Here is a 13,693-nt window from a genome sequence, read left to right on the forward strand (position 1 = left end):
GGCCTCCGCCCCCGCGCGCCGGGGCGGGGGGCGCCCCCCCCCCCCGGGCCCCCCCCCGCGCCGCCGTTCGGTATCCGACGTGGAAAGTCGCGTCCTGCGCAGCACGGCTTCGGAGTGCCGTGTGGGTGTCCATGTCGTGCGGCTTCAGCCGCCGGTACCCGGTGAAGGTACGCCGATCGGCGGAGTCCCACACATGGATGTACTGGCTGACGTACGTCCAGTCGGTGCCGTTGAGGTCGGTCGCCGGCACCACATGGTTCGGTGGGTCGGTCAGAAGGCAAGGCTGTGGCAGGGGGGGCGTCAATCACACGGCCCTGCTCGGCCGGTTCTCTTCGTTCGCCTTGCCGCCGCCGTGGGAGCGGTGTGTGGATCGAGTTCCGTCCGCGCCCGGGCCGCCGCGCCGACGGCCACCGCGTCCTCGCCCAGACCGGCCGGCAGCACCCGCAACGGGCGTCCGCTGACCGGGGGTTCGGCGAGCAACGCCCGCCGGACGGCGGGCTCCAGGAGCGACCAGGACCGGCTGACACCGCCGCCGACCACGAAGGTCGTCACGTCCAGCAGGCCGGCCGTGACCAGCAGCGCCCGGGCCACCGCGGCGCCCGCCGCCTCGAACACCGCGAGCGCGTCGGGATCACCCCGGCCCGCCGCCTCGGCGACTCCGCGGCCCGTGCCGCCACGGCCGGTGCGCTCGCGGTACCGGGCGGCGATCGAACGGCCCGAGGCCAGCGTCTCCAGATGGCCCCGGCCCCCGCAGGTGCAGGCCAGTTCGCCGAAGCCGGGCACATGACCGATCTCGCCCGCCGCGCCCTCCGGCCCGTCGTACAGGGCGCCTTTCAACCACAACGCCCCGCCGACCCCGGTGCCCAGCATCATACCGAGCACGTCCGGCTCGCCCGCCACCGCCCCGGCGGTCACCTCGCCACGCAGGAACGCGTTGACGTCATTGTCGAGGAACGCCGGTACGCCCAGGCCCTGTTCGACCGCCGCGGTCACCTCGAAACCGGCCCAGCCGCGAAAGGAGTCGCTCGCCACCAGCACCCGCCCGGCCCGCGCGTCCACCACCCCCGCCGCCCCCACCCCGACACCGAGCAGCCGCGCGGGCGTACGGCCCAGCAGACGCCGTACGGCATCCAGCGCGGCGCCGACCATCGCCGCCCCGCCCTCGGCCGCGGGCGTCGACACCTCCAGACGGTCCTTGACCCTCAAGTCCCCCGCACACAGCAGCACTTGCGTGGTGGTGCCGCCGATGTCGACGCCCGCGACCACCTCGGGAGCACGCGTCACGCGGTGGCCCCCGTCCGGTCCTCGGCCCGCCGGCGCCGCTGCAGCACCGGATCCGGTACCGGCACCGACGCGATGAGCCGGCGCGTGTAGGCGCTCTCCGGCCGCAGCAGGGTCCTCATGGTCGGCCCCTCCTCCTCGACGCGCCCGTCACGCATCACCACGACCCGCTGCGCGAACTGCTGCACCACCGCCAGATCGTGCGAGACGAACAGACACGCGAACCCCAGCTCGCCCTGCAACTCGGCGATCACCTCCAGCACCGTCTGCTGCACACTCACATCCAGCGCGCTCGTCGGCTCGTCCGCGACCAGCAGCCGCGGCTCAAGCACCAGCGCCCGGGCGAGACTGACCCGCTGCCGCTGCCCACCGGACAGCTCACGCGGCCCACGCCCCGCCAACTCCCCGGGCAGCCGCACCCGTTCGAGCACCTCGGCGACCCGGGCGCGCCGCTCGGCCGCCGACATCCCCCGCCGGTGCATCCGCAGCGGCTCGGCGACGCACTCCCCGACACTCATCCGAGCGTCCAGCGAGGCCACCGGATCCTGCAGCACCACCCCGACCCCGGACAGCAGGGCCCGGCGTGCGCGTCCCCGGGTGCGGCCCAGGTCGGCACCGAACAGCGACACCGATCCGGACGCGGGCGCCACCAGCCCCAGCGCGACGCGGGCCGCGGTCGACTTGCCCGACCCCGACTCGCCCACCAGTCCGACCGTCTCGCCGGCCCGCACCGAGATCGACACCTCCCGCAGCGCCCGTACGGTACGAGGACCACGGCCGAAGTTCACGGACACGTCCTTCAGCCGGACCACCGGCTCGCCCTGCGCCGAAGGGGCCGGCGCCTCCTTCGGCTCGCCGACCACCAGGCGGGGCACCGCCGCCAGCAGTTTCCGCGTGTAGTCGTGCCGCGGCCGCAGCAACACCTCCTCCACCGGCCCGCTCTCCACGATCTCGCCCCGCAGCATCACCGCCACCCGGTCCGCGAAGTCGGCGACCACGCCCATGTTGTGGGTGACCAGCAGAACCCCGGTGCCGGAGTCGGCCGCCAGCCCCCGCAGCAGATCGAGGATCTCGGCCTGCACGGTGACGTCCAGCGCGGTCGTCGGCTCGTCCGCGATGAGCAGACCGGGCGAGTTGGCGATCGCCATCGCGATCACGACGCGCTGCCGCTGCCCGCCCGACAACTGGAACGGAAAGGCCTTCGACCGCCGCTCCGGCTCGGGAATGCCGACCCTGCGGAGCAACTCGACCGCCGCACCGGCGGCCTCGGCGCGGGAGAGGGGACGGTGGTTGCGGATGACCTCGGCGATCTGCGCACCGACCCGGGTGAGCGGATCGAGGGCGGTGGCCGGCTCCTGGAAGACCATCGACGCCGTACGACCGCGCAACCGGGCCAGCTCTCCCTCGCCGGCCCCGACGACGTCCCTGCCGTCGATCCTCACCCGGCCCGAGACACGGGCGTTGCCCGGCAGGAGGCCCATCGCGGCGAGGGCGACGGTCGACTTCCCGGAACCGGACTCGCCTACGAGGGCGAGGGTTTCACCCGCATGCACGTGCAGTGATATGTCACATAGCGCCGACACGTCACCCGTCTCGGTCCCGAACGTGACCCCCAGCCCCTCGACCTCCAGCACCCTCTCCGCCTCCGCCACCTTCGCCCCCTCCACCGACTCCCCCGCGCCCTTCACCCGCGCCCCCTCACGTCGAAGGCGTCCCGCAGCCCGTCCCCGATCGCGTTGAAAGCGCACACGACGAGAATGATCGCGAGGCCGGGCGGAACGATCAGCCACCAGCGTCCCGAGTATGCGGCCGTCAGACCGGCGGACAGCATCCCGCCCCAGTCGGTCTTCGGCGGCTGGACACCGAGGCCCAGATACGAGACGTAGGCCACGAGCAGGATCGCGTCGGCGACCTGGAAGGTGGCCGCGACGACGATCGTGGACACCGAGTTGGGCAGGATGTGCCGGCGGATCGCCCGGCCGTGCGTGCCGCCGGTGGCGCGCAACGTCAGGACGTAGTCACGGCTCTTCAGCGTCAGCGTCTCCGCCCGCACGAGCCGGGAGGGCACCAGCCAGGACACCAGTCCGAGCACGAGGATCAGCCCGAGCGTGTCCGGGGTGGTGATCGCCGACACGACCAGCAGGATGAACAGCGCGGGAATCGCGATGCCCGCGTCCACGATCCGCATCATCACCGCGTCCACCCAGCCGCCGGCGTACCCGGCCACGGCACCCCACAGCGTGCCGATGACGGTGGCGAGCACTCCGGCCGCGAGCCCGACGAGCAGGGAGACCTGCCCGCCGTACATCAGCCGCCCCAGCTCGTCGTGGCCGACGGCGTCCGTGCCGAGCAGATGGGAGCCGCCGGGCCGGAGGTTGACCTGGGTGAGGTCCGTGTGGGTCTGGTCGGTGGAGTACAGCAGCGGGCCGACGAAGCAGAGGAGCAGGAAGAGGACCACCACCGCGAGACCGGCCACGGCCAGCTTGTTGCGGGTGAACCGGCGCAGCGAGAGACGGTGGCCCGCGAGGGGGCCGGTCGTCGGCGTGGTGGTCTGCAGGACGGCGCTCATGCCTGGCCCGCCTTCACTCGGGGGTCGACGACACGCTGGACGACGTCGGCGAGCAGCGTGCCCACGACCGTGGCGACGGAGATGACGAGGACGCAGCCGAGCAGCACCGGATAGTCCGACGACTGCGCGGCGGACCAGAACAGCAGCCCCATCCCCGGGTAGTTGAAGAGCTGCTCGACGACCAGGGCGCCCCCGAACAGGACGGGCACGTAGTAACCGAGCATCGCGATCACGGGCGTGAGCGAGTTGCGGAAGACGTGCCGGAAGAGGATCGCGTACTGCCGCGCACCGCCCGCCCGGGCGGTGCGGACGTAGTCCTCGGCCAGGTTCTCCAGCGTGGCCGCCCGCATGTACCGGCTGAACACCGCCACCATCGACGCGGCGCCCGTGATCACGGGCAGCACGAGCGCCACCGGATCGCCGAGCACCTGCCCGAGCGTGTCCCCCTGCGGCGCCTGGGAGGGGAACCAGCGCAGCGTCTGGGTGAAGACCAGCACCAGGATCAGGCCCAGGAAGTACACCGGGGTCGAGTACGCGACGAAACTCAGCGTCGTGATCACGTAGTCGGCCGGCTTGTTGCGCCGCACCGCCTGCCACATGCCCAGCGGGATCGCGAGGAGCAGCCCGACGAGCGCGGACAGCACCGTCAACACCAGTGTCTTCGGCAGCCGTTGCCCGATCAGCTGGGAGACGGCCTCGTTGAGCGTGTACGACGTTCCGAGGTCCCCGTGCAGCAGGGTGCGCAGGTAGTAGAGGTACTGCACGGGCAGCGGGCGGTCCAGCCCCTGGTCGTGGTTGAACGCGGTGATCTGCTGGGCGGTCGCCTGCGGTCCGAGGATCCCGCGCGCGGGCCCCCCGGGCAGCGCGTGCAGCAGGCAGAAGACCGCGACCGTGACGATGAGGATCACCGCGAGGGCCTGGAGCGTCCGCCGGGCCAGGTAGACGAGGGTCTCCATGGCTCAGCCGGTCCACTTCCACTGCGCGGGGTGGAAGTTGGCGAGCGAGTCCTGGGAGAAGCCGCCCAGTCCCTTCTTCATCACGGAGATCTGGTAGTCCGGCTCCGGCAGCCAGATCACCGGCAGGTCCTGGGCGAGGGCGGCGCTGTAGTCCTGCACGGCCCGGGTCGAACTCGACGTCGTGGACGCGGTGATGAGCCGGTCGACGTCCGGGTTGGAGTAACTGCCGAAGTTCGAGCCGGCCTTGGTCTGGAAGAGCGAGTCACCGGTCGGGAAGGCCGGGAAGTACCAGCTGCCCGCCGTGCCGAAGAAGGACAGCTGCCACTTGCAGATCGACTGGCCGGCGGTGCACTGCGGGGTCTGTGAGAGCACCGAGTTGACCGGCGCGGTCCTGATGGAGAACTTGATGCCGGTCTTGGCGAGCGAGGACTGGATCGCGCTCATCATGTTGTCGGTGACGGTTGATCCGGACTGCGACAGCACCGTCATCTCGAAGTTGGTGCCCCGGGCGATCCCCGCACCGCACCTGCCCGGGTCGGTGCAGGTCATCACCCCGCCCTGCTCGGTCCACCCGTGGCTGGTGAGCAGGGACTTGGCGGCACTCGTCGAGAACGGGTACGGATTGTCCTTCTGCGTCGGCGAGACGAAGTCGGAGGCCTGCCCCTGCGGCACCGGTCCGTAGCCGGGCACCGCCGTGCCGTTGAGGACGACCTTCGCCAGGCTCGTCTGGTCGATCGACCGCTGGACCGCCTGCCGGGCGTAGAACTGCTTGAACACGGCACCCATGGCGGGGTTGTTGAAGTTGTACGGCATGTAGGTGATGGCCCAGCCCGACCACGGCTTCACCTCGTAGCCCCGCGCGGTGAAGCTCGCCTCCTGGTCGAGGTCGGTCGGCTCGATGTAGCCGTAGTCGACGCTCCCGGAGCGCAGGGCGTTCTTCTCGGCGTCCGCCGTGGTGAAGGGAAGCAGGTTCACCGTGGGGATGCCGGGCTTCTCCCCGCCGTCGTACTTCTTGTTGGCGCTGAGCACGACCTTGCCGGCCGTCGAGAAGGACTTCACGGTGTAGGGGCCGCTGATGGTCCGCCACAGCGGGTTGGTGGCGTAACCGCCGATGTTCTTGGCCGCGTCGTTGAGGTAGGTCCAGGTCCGCTTCGGGTCGCCCTTGTCCCAGGCGTGCTCGGGGAGCGGGTTGATGGAGCTCAGTTCGTTCGCCAGCATCCACTGCGGGTTGTACGCCCGGTCGAAGGTGATGGTGAAGTGGCGGTCGTCCTGGATGGTGAAGGAGGTCCAGTTGTCCGGTGCCTTGCCCGGGTTGTAGCCCGCCCACTGCGTCTTGTTGGCCTTGATGAGGTTGAACCAGAACCGCACGTCCTTGGCGGTGACGGGCTTGCCGTCGCTCCAGTGACGGTCGCCCAGGGTGATCTTCACGCTCTTGTCGTCGGCGGCGAAGTCGGCGGCCGTGGCGATCGAACCCGCCTTGTTCCAGGCTATCTTGCCGCTCGAGCCGTCGTAGGCCACCAGCGGCTCCCACAACGCGTTGGCGATGGAGATGTTGTTGGTGTTGAGGTGCGCCGCCGTGCCGATCGGCAGGATCCAGTTCGGCGTGAAGTTCGCCGGCAGCGCGTAGCCGATGGAGTCCTTGGCCGCGGACGACGCGCCGCTCGATCCGGAGCAGCCCGCGAGCAGCAGCGTGCCCACGGAGAGGGTGACACCGGCCAGGAGTCTCGTGCGGGCAGGGGACATGGCTCTCCTCGGAACAAGGGTGGGCTCGGCGGGGGTGATGGACAGTCAACGACCCGTGTGGTCGAAGAAACAGACGCACAGCTGTAAAAAGCCTGTTACTGCTGTTCTGAAAAAAGCGTGGAGGCGGTTTCGGAGGCATACGCTCGTCGCCCCGAACACCGTCGACGGAAGTTACTTCGTCCATGACCGAAAAAAGTCCGCCGCGCCGCAAGCACCTCGTCGGCGTCACCTCGCTCGCCGAGCGCGTCCTCGACCTCCTCGCCTCCGGCCAGGCCACGACCCGTACGGAACTGGCCGGACTGCTGGGCGCCGCGCCCTCGACGATCTCCTTCACGGTCGGTCAGCTCATGGACCACGGGCTGGTCGCGGAGGAGGGCACGGTGTCGTCCGCGGGCGGCCGGCCGCGCAAGGTGCTGCGGCTGGGCGGCAGCGACGGGTTCGCCGTGGCGGCCGAACTCGGCGGCAGGCACGCGCACGTGGGCGTGGTGCTGCCCGGGGGCGGCCTCACCGACGTCTCCACCGTGCCGTTCCCGACCGCCGACGGTCCCGAGGCGGCCCTGCCCGGACTGGTGGAGACGCTCTCCTCGCTCGCCGAACGGCACGGCCGGGGTCTGCTGCGCGGCGTGGGCCTGTGCCTGCCCGGCCCGGTCGACGTGGAGCCGGGACTGGTGACGCTGCCGGCGCGGATGCCGGGCTGGAACCGCTTCCCGGTACGGGACTGGCTGGAGGACCGGTTCGCGGTGCCGGTCGCCATCGAGAACGACGCCAACTGCATGGCCGTGGGCGAGCACAGCGTACGGCCCGCCGCCCACCGCCAGTCGATCATGGTCAAGGCAGGCTCCGGGATCGGCGCCGGTGTCATCGCCGACGGCCGTCTCTACCGCGGCGGCACCGGCGGCGCCGGCGAGATCACCCATGTCCGGGTCGAGGCCGCCCACGACATCCCCTGTTCCTGCGGGAACACCGGGTGCCTGGAGACGGTGGCCTCCGGCGCGGCCCTGGTGCGGATCCTGCGCGAGCGCGGCCTCGAGGTGACGTCCACCGAGGACGTCGTACGCCTCGCCTCCGACGCCCACCCGGAGGCCACCCGCGCCGTCCGGCAGGCCGGCCGCTACCTCGGTCAGGTCCTCGCCGCCAACGTCAACTTCTTCAACCCCGACGCCGTGTACCTCGGCGGCATCCTCTCCACGCTGGAGCCGTTCGTCGCCGCCGTCCGCAGCCAGCTCTACGAGGGCTGCCATCCGCTGGTCACCGAACACCTGGTGATCGAACGGGCCGTCCTCGGCGCCGACGCCGGTCTGGCCGGCGCGGGCCAGATGGCCCTGCAGCGGGCCCTGGCGCACGCGCTGCACACGGCGACCGGCGCCCACCACCCCTGACCCCCCGGAGGATTCCATGCCGGCATCCCGTCCCGTGCTCGCCGTCGCCGGCCTCGGCATCGAGTCGTCGACCTTCTCCCCGGCCCGCACCGAGGCCCCCGCCTTCCACCCGCTGCGCGGGGACGAGGTCCTGGCCCGCTACCCCTTCCTCGCTCCCGGCACCGAGTTGCGCGAAGTCGCCGACTGGAGAGGCGCGTTGGTCGGCAAGGCGCTGCCGGGCGGCACGGTGACCGCGGCGGCGTACGCGGAACTCTCCGCCGAACTCCTCGACCGTCTGCGCCGGTCGGGCCCCGTCGACGGCCTGTGGTTCGACATCCACGGTGCCATGACGGTCGAGGGCCTGGACGACGCCGAGGTCGACCTCCTCACCCGCGTCCGCGAGGTGACCGGCCCGGACGTCCTGGTGTCCACGTCCATGGACCTGCACGGCAACGTCTCCCGTGACCTCGTCCACCTCAGCGACCTGATCACCTGCTACCGCATGGCCCCCCACGAGGACGCCATGGAGACGAAGGAACGGGCCGCCCGCAACCTCGTCGACCTCCTCACGAGCGGCGCGCACCGGCCGGTGAAGGCCTGGATCCCGGTGCCGGTGCTGCTGGCCGGCGAGCAGACCTCCACCCGCATCGAGCCCGCGCGGAGCGTGTACGCGGCCGTCGAGGACGTGGAGGCGGCCGACGGGGTCACGGACGCGGCGATCTGGGTGGGTTACGCCTGGGCCGACGAGCCGCGCAACCGGGCTGCGGTCGTGGTCACCGGCCCCGACCGCACCGCCGTGGCCGCGGGCGCGGAACGACTCGCCCACGGTTTCTGGGCGGCCCGGCGCGACTTCGCCTTCGTCGCCCCGACCGGCACCCTGGACGACTGTCTCGACACCGCCCTGGCCGCCGAAGCACGCCCGTACTTCATCAGCGACACCGGCGACAACCCGACGGCGGGCGGCGCGGGCGACGTCACCTGGGGCCTCCAACAGGTCCTCGCGCGCCCGGAGTTCAAGGACCCCGACGGCCCGACCGTCCTCTACGCCTCCCTGCCGGGGCCGTCGGCCGTCGACACCGCCGTCGAGGCCGGCGTCGGCGCCACGGTCACCGTCACCGCGGGCGCCGAGGTCGACGACCGCCACGCCGGCCCGCTCACCCTGACCGGCACGGTCCACGCGATCCGGCACGGCGACCGGGACGCCGGGACCGAAGTGGTGCTGCGGGTGGGGAGCGTGCACGTGATCCTCACCCGGCTCAGAAAGCCGTACCACCACGAACACGACTTCACCGACCTGGACCTGGCCCCCCGCGAGGCGGATCTCGTGATCGTCAAGATCGGCTACCTGGAGCCGGAGCTCTTCGCCATGGCGGCCGACTGGAGGATGGCCCTGACCCCGGGCGGAGTCGACCAGGACCTGCCGAGGCTCGGCCACCACCGCATCCGGCAGCCGATGTTCCCCTTCGTCCGGGACATGCCGGACCCGGATCTGACGGCGCGGATCGTCGCGCCGTCGAACGAGCCCCTGACCGGCCCCGACGAGTGAACCGGCCCCGGGAAAACCGTCAGTTGACCGCCGCGGCGATCAACTCGTCCAGCAGCGCGATGAGTACGTCCCGGCACGAGCCGCGCTCCCGCGCGTCGCACAGCAGGACCTGGACGTGCTCGGGGAGGGCCAGGGCCTCACGGATCTCCTCGGGCGGGTAGGGGTGTTCGCCGTGGAAGCCGTTGACGCCCACGACGAAGGGGATGCCGCGGCGTTCGAAGAAGTCGATCGCGGCGAAGCTGGTCTCGGGACGACGGACGTCGATGAGCACGACCGCGCCCAGCGCGCCGATCGCGAGGTCGTTCCACATGAACCAGAAGCGCTGCTGGCCCGGGGTGCCGAAGAGATACAGGACGAGGTCGTCGCCGATGGTGATCCGGCCGAAGTCCAGGGCCACGGTGGTGGCCTGCTTCTCCTCGATGCCCTCCAGGTCGTCGACGCCGAGGCCGGCGGAGGTCAGCCGTTCCTCGGTGCGCAGCGGTGCGATCTCGCTGACCGACCCGACCATGGTGGTCTTGCCCACGCCGAAACCGCCGGCGATCAGGATCTTGACCGTGTCGGGTGCCGACCGGGTGATGGTGTCAGAGTCGGCCAAGGCCGTCCCTCACTTTCTGCAACAGGTCCAGGTCCGCGGTCCGGGTCACCGGATGGGGCGGACGGAACGTGATCCGGCCCGACTCCAGGAGATCGCAGAGCATGATCACGATCACGCTCACCGGGAGGTCGAGCCGGGCGGCGAGTTCCGCGACGGCGATCGGCTCGGCGCAGTGGCGCAGGATGCGCTGCTGCTCCGGCTGAGGTCGGGTGGCCCAGGTCGGCGGCGGGTCCACCGCGGTAACCGTCGTGATGAGCGTGAAGTCGGCGCGGCTCGGCCGGGTGCGTCCGCCCGTCAGCGCGAACGGCCGTACCAGGCGGCCTGCCGTGTCGCCTCCGCCCACCTCACGCGCCGGAATCGACGGTGGGGCCGATGCCGGCCCGTGGGGCGGCGCTGAGATGCTCACCGATCTTCTTGACGAGCATGTTCATCTGGTACGCCACGACGCCGACGTCGGCGCCCTGGCTGGTCAGGACGACGAGATGGGCGCCGGGCCCGGCGGAGGTGAGGATCAGATAGCTGTGGGCCATCTCGATCAGCGCCTGCCGCACCGGCCCGCCGCGGAAGTCCATGCTGACGCCCTTGCTGAGGCTCATCAGCCCGGAGGCGGTGGCCGCGAGCCGCTCGGCGTCGTCCCGCAGGAACCCGGTGGACTTGCTGACGACCAGGCCGTCCTCGGAGAGCACCACGGCGTGGTTCACCTCGGCGACCCGGTCCACAAGGCCGGTCAGCAGCTGATCGAGCGCGGTATGGGTGGCTGGGATGGGGCGTGTCATGACGTGTCCTTCGTCAGCGGTCGGCGGGGGTGCCTGCGGCGGATGTACCGGGGGCGGGGCTGGATGCGTCCGTGTCGTCCGTTACGGCGGCCTCCTCCTGGTCGTACTGCGTCTCGGCGCCCTCGTCACGTGCCCGGAGCGTCCCCCGCTGGAATCCCCCGAGCGAGGAAGCGGCCTGCTCGGGGGTGAACTCCTCGAACGGGCCCTGCTCTTCACCGCGCGGTCCGTCATCGAGGAGCTCGGCGACCAGACTGGTCTGCGGGACCCGCCGGGGGAGCGGGGCGAGCCCCGGGCGACGGGCGTGTCTGCCGGGCTGCCCGGCGCGGTCGCCGGTGCCCGCCTCGCGCTCGGCCTCACCGCCCCGCGCGGCGGCCGCGGCATGCCGGGCGTCCGACACCCACCGCTCCTCACCCGGATACCGGGCCCGTCCCGGCCGCCCCGGAGCGGGCCCGGCCCCTTCGGCGCGTCCGGCACCGGGTACGGCCTCCTCGGCGCGCCAGTCGGCGGACACGGCCTCGACGCGTCCGGCGTCCGCGGTGTCCGCCGTGCCTGCGGCGCCGTACGCGCCAGCCGCTTGCGTGGGTCCGGTGCCGTGGACGCCGGTGTCCGCCGCGCCGTAAGGGCCGGCCGTCTCCGCGGCCCCCGTCTCGGTCGCGCGGGCGTGCTCCGTGCCGTTGAGGCCGCCGGTCTGCGGGCGGGGGCCGGTGGCGGTGCCGTTCCGCGCGTACTCGTCGTCCCCGGTCCGCGCGCCCGGCATCCCCACGGCGCTCTCGTGCCACTCCGGCGTGTCCGGCCCGGTGACCCCGTCCCAGGCCTGTCCGGCGGCCCGGGCCGGCTCCGCCACCTCGCGCACCACGATGTCGTGCGGCACCAGGACGATCGCCGTGGTGCCACCGTACGGCGACGGGCGCAGGGTGACGGCGATGCCGTGCCGGGTGGCCAGACGGGCGATCACGAACATGCCCAGGCGCAGGTCGTCGGCGAGGGCGACCACGTCGAACTTCGGCTCCACCGCCAACTGGGCGTTGAAGGAGGCGTAGTCCTCCTCCGCCATCCCGAGTCCACGGTCCTCCACCTCGACGACCAGGCCCTTGGCGACCAGTGCGGCCCGGACACCGACCGGCGACGGAGCGGGCGAGTACGCGGTGGCGTTGTCGATCAGCTCGGCCAGCAGATGGATCACGTCGGCCACCGCCGGCGGCGCCAGGTACACGTCCTCGTCCGTGTGCACCTCCACCCGCTGGTACTCGGCGACCTCCCCGACGGCGCTGCGCAGGATGTCGATCAGCGCGACCGGCTCCCGCCAGCTGCGCCGGGGCTGCTCCCCGCTGATGATGACCAGGTTCTCCTCGTACCGCCGCAACTGGCTGGCCGTGGAGTCCAGTTCGTACAGGCCCTTGAGGACGTCCGGGTCGGTGTGCTCGCGCTCCAGCGTGTCCAGCTTGGTCAGCTGCAGGTTCACCAGGTTCTGCGACTGCCGCGCGATGCCGAGGATCACCTTCTGGAAACCCCGCCGGATGTCGGCGAGTTCGACCGCGGTGTGGACGGCCGTCCGCTGCGCCTTGTTGAACGCCCGTGCCACCTGGCCCAGTTCGTCACGGCCGTAGTCGAGCGGCGGGGTCGCCAGGTCCGCGTCCACCGTCTCGCCCCGGTCCAGCCGAGCCACCACGTCCGGCAGCCGCTCCTCCGCCAGGCTCAGCGTGGCCTCCCGAAGACCCCGCAGCCGGCGCGACAGCGAGCGGGTGATCCGCCAGGACATGCCCACGCACAGCAGCAGCGCCAGCAGCCCGCCCGCGCTCAGATACGCGGCCGTCACCAGCAGGCTGTGCGCCTTGTCCCCGCTGCGGTCCAGCAACCCGGACGTCTGGACCCGGATCATCCGGCCGTACTCGTCGCCGACCTTCGCGAAGGCCGCCGCCCACTGGTCCCGCGCGGCGGGCAGGACCACCTTGCCGTCCGCGCCCGGCCGGGCCGCGAGCACCTTGTCCTCGATGCTCTGGACGCCCTGCCACTCGGGGCTCTGCAGGATCCGCTCGGTCTGCGTCTTGGCGCTGCCCTGCAGCGAGGGCACGATCTGGTCCTGGACCAGCCAGCGCCTCGTGTCGACCAACTGCGTCAACGTCATCCACGACTTGTCGGTCAGCCGGCCGGACGGCCAGGCCTGGGTGAGCTGCGCGTCCTCCTGCGCGACCAGCTCCGCCGCGTGCTCCAGGGCCACCAGCGGGCCGGCCTGCGAGGTCAGGTCGCCGTCGTCGACCTGGGACAGCTCCTGGAAGGCGTGGATCTGGTCGTCGATGATCGAGCTGTACTGGTCCAGCGCCTGTGCCGCGGTGATGTCGGTCGGGTCGTCCACCTGACCCCGGTAGTACTCGAGGCTGCCCACCGAGCCGAGGACCGAGTACAGCCGGTCCGAGATGCGCGCCGGGGCCATCTTGATCGCGTCCGACTGGCCGACCAGCTGGGCGACCGCCTTGTCCGTCACCTTGCGCTGCGCCTCCAGCGCGGCCCTCGAGCCGCGCGGGTCGCCGGACAGCCAGGCCGCCGACAGACTGCGCTCCCGCTGCAGGGCGAGCGTCGCCTCGGTGCCCATCGCGCCGGTCGACCGACTCAACTGCGTCTGCGAGCGCAGCCGCAGCCCCTCCGTGAACATCTGCGTCGTCGTCACGCCCCACATCGCGGCGAGGGTGACGCTGGGCACCAGGGCCAGCAGGATCAGCGACAGACGTATGGAGCCGAGACGGCGGGGCCGGGCACCTGTCCGTGGAGACATGGTCGTCCTAGGCAGTCAGCGGAGTGGAGCGGAGAGTGACGGGGGTGGCCGTGAGCAGGGCGAGAAGGGGGTGCACAGGATGCTAACCGCACAAGTGAC

General features: G+C 71.8%; 11 protein-coding genes and 1 pseudogene. 2 read left to right on the plus strand and 10 right to left on the minus strand.

The features are described 5' to 3' along the window. Positions 1-118: 118 nt before the first annotated feature. The 6 genes and pseudogenes from ABZ453_RS19615 to ABZ453_RS19640 all read right to left on the minus strand — a co-directional run. Positions 119-253: pseudogene (locus ABZ453_RS19615) on the minus strand (alpha-L-arabinofuranosidase); the annotation flags it as partial. A 47-nt stretch (positions 254-300) separates the two neighbouring features. Next, complete coding sequence (locus ABZ453_RS19620; protein ID WP_359016200.1) at positions 301-1,284, minus strand: ROK family protein; 984 nt, start codon at positions 1,282-1,284, stop codon at positions 301-303. Beyond that, on the minus strand, positions 1,281-2,969 hold the full coding sequence (locus ABZ453_RS19625; RefSeq protein ID WP_359016201.1) for an ABC transporter ATP-binding protein: 1,689 nt from the start codon (positions 2,967-2,969) through the stop codon (positions 1,281-1,283). The genes ABZ453_RS19620 and ABZ453_RS19625 overlap by 4 nt, the downstream gene beginning before the upstream one ends. Beyond that, positions 2,966-3,850 (minus strand): ABC transporter permease, encoded by an 885-nt coding sequence (locus ABZ453_RS19630; protein ID WP_359016202.1) that lies wholly within the window; start codon positions 3,848-3,850, stop codon positions 2,966-2,968. Before ABZ453_RS19630 ends, ABZ453_RS19625 begins: the two co-directional genes overlap by 4 nt. Next, entirely contained in the window at positions 3,847-4,806 is a 960-nt protein-coding gene (locus tag ABZ453_RS19635) for an ABC transporter permease (RefSeq protein WP_359016203.1), read from the minus strand. Before ABZ453_RS19635 ends, ABZ453_RS19630 begins: the two co-directional genes overlap by 4 nt. 3 nt (positions 4,807-4,809) lie before the next feature. Further along, a complete protein-coding gene (locus tag ABZ453_RS19640) occupies positions 4,810-6,549 on the minus strand; it encodes a peptide ABC transporter substrate-binding protein (protein WP_359016204.1) in 1,740 nt (579 codons plus the stop codon). 182 nt (positions 6,550-6,731) lie between these two features. Here ABZ453_RS19640 and ABZ453_RS19645 point away from each other — a divergent pair, with 182 nt between their 5' ends. Together ABZ453_RS19645 and ABZ453_RS19650 are read left to right on the plus strand one after the other, a co-directional pair. Then, the gene (locus tag ABZ453_RS19645) at positions 6,732-7,928 is read left to right on the plus strand and encodes an ROK family transcriptional regulator (protein WP_359016205.1); all 1,197 of its coding nucleotides are present in this window, start codon (positions 6,732-6,734) and stop codon (positions 7,926-7,928) included. A gap of 16 nt (positions 7,929-7,944) precedes the next feature. Beyond that, a complete protein-coding gene (locus ABZ453_RS19650) occupies positions 7,945-9,453 on the plus strand; it encodes a M81 family metallopeptidase (protein WP_359016206.1) in 1,509 nt (502 codons plus the stop codon). A gap of 19 nt (positions 9,454-9,472) precedes the next feature. Here ABZ453_RS19650 and ABZ453_RS19655 read toward each other — a convergent pair whose 3' ends face one another. Genes ABZ453_RS19655 through ABZ453_RS19670 form a run of 4 tightly spaced genes read right to left on the minus strand, consistent with a single transcriptional unit; the run spans position 9,473 to position 13,594 of the window. Next, positions 9,473-10,048: an ATP/GTP-binding protein gene (locus ABZ453_RS19655; RefSeq protein ID WP_356761983.1), complete on the minus strand. Its 576-nt coding sequence runs from the start codon at positions 10,046-10,048 to the stop codon at positions 9,473-9,475. Then, complete coding sequence (locus tag ABZ453_RS19660; protein WP_359016207.1) at positions 10,035-10,391, minus strand: DUF742 domain-containing protein; 357 nt, start codon at positions 10,389-10,391, stop codon at positions 10,035-10,037. Before ABZ453_RS19660 ends, ABZ453_RS19655 begins: the two co-directional genes overlap by 14 nt. A gap of 1 nt (position 10,392) precedes the next feature. Further along, positions 10,393-10,824 carry a roadblock/LC7 domain-containing protein gene (locus tag ABZ453_RS19665; RefSeq protein WP_133041600.1) on the minus strand — a complete coding sequence of 144 codons (432 nt, stop codon included), beginning with the start codon at positions 10,822-10,824 and terminating at the stop codon, positions 10,393-10,395. Between the two features lie 13 nt (positions 10,825-10,837). Then, positions 10,838-13,594, minus strand: a complete 2,757-nt coding sequence (locus ABZ453_RS19670; RefSeq protein ID WP_359016208.1) for a nitrate- and nitrite sensing domain-containing protein — start codon at positions 13,592-13,594, stop codon at positions 10,838-10,840. Positions 13,595-13,693: the final 99 nt, after the last annotated feature.

Source organism: Streptomyces sp. NPDC005799, from assembly GCF_040630525.1.
Lineage (GTDB): Bacteria > Actinomycetota > Actinomycetes > Streptomycetales > Streptomycetaceae > Streptomyces > Streptomyces griseorubiginosus_B.

What these genes read in the sequence shown, in the direction of transcription:
- ABZ453_RS19645 (WP_359016205.1), top strand. Translation starts at nt 6,732, where the DNA reads ATGACCGAAAAAAGTCCGCCGCGCCGCAAGCACCTCGTCGGCGTCACC.
- ABZ453_RS19665 (WP_133041600.1), bottom strand. Translation starts at nt 10,824, where the DNA reads ATGACACGCCCCATCCCAGCCACCCATACCGCGCTCGATCAGCTGCTG.
- ABZ453_RS19670 (WP_359016208.1), bottom strand. Translation starts at nt 13,594, where the DNA reads ATGTCTCCACGGACAGGTGCCCGGCCCCGCCGTCTCGGCTCCATACGT.
- ABZ453_RS19630 (WP_359016202.1), bottom strand. Translation starts at nt 3,850, where the DNA reads ATGAGCGCCGTCCTGCAGACCACCACGCCGACGACCGGCCCCCTCGCG.
- ABZ453_RS19640 (WP_359016204.1), bottom strand. Translation starts at nt 6,549, where the DNA reads ATGTCCCCTGCCCGCACGAGACTCCTGGCCGGTGTCACCCTCTCCGTG.
- ABZ453_RS19650 (WP_359016206.1), top strand. Translation starts at nt 7,945, where the DNA reads ATGCCGGCATCCCGTCCCGTGCTCGCCGTCGCCGGCCTCGGCATCGAG.
- ABZ453_RS19635 (WP_359016203.1), bottom strand. Translation starts at nt 4,806, where the DNA reads ATGGAGACCCTCGTCTACCTGGCCCGGCGGACGCTCCAGGCCCTCGCG.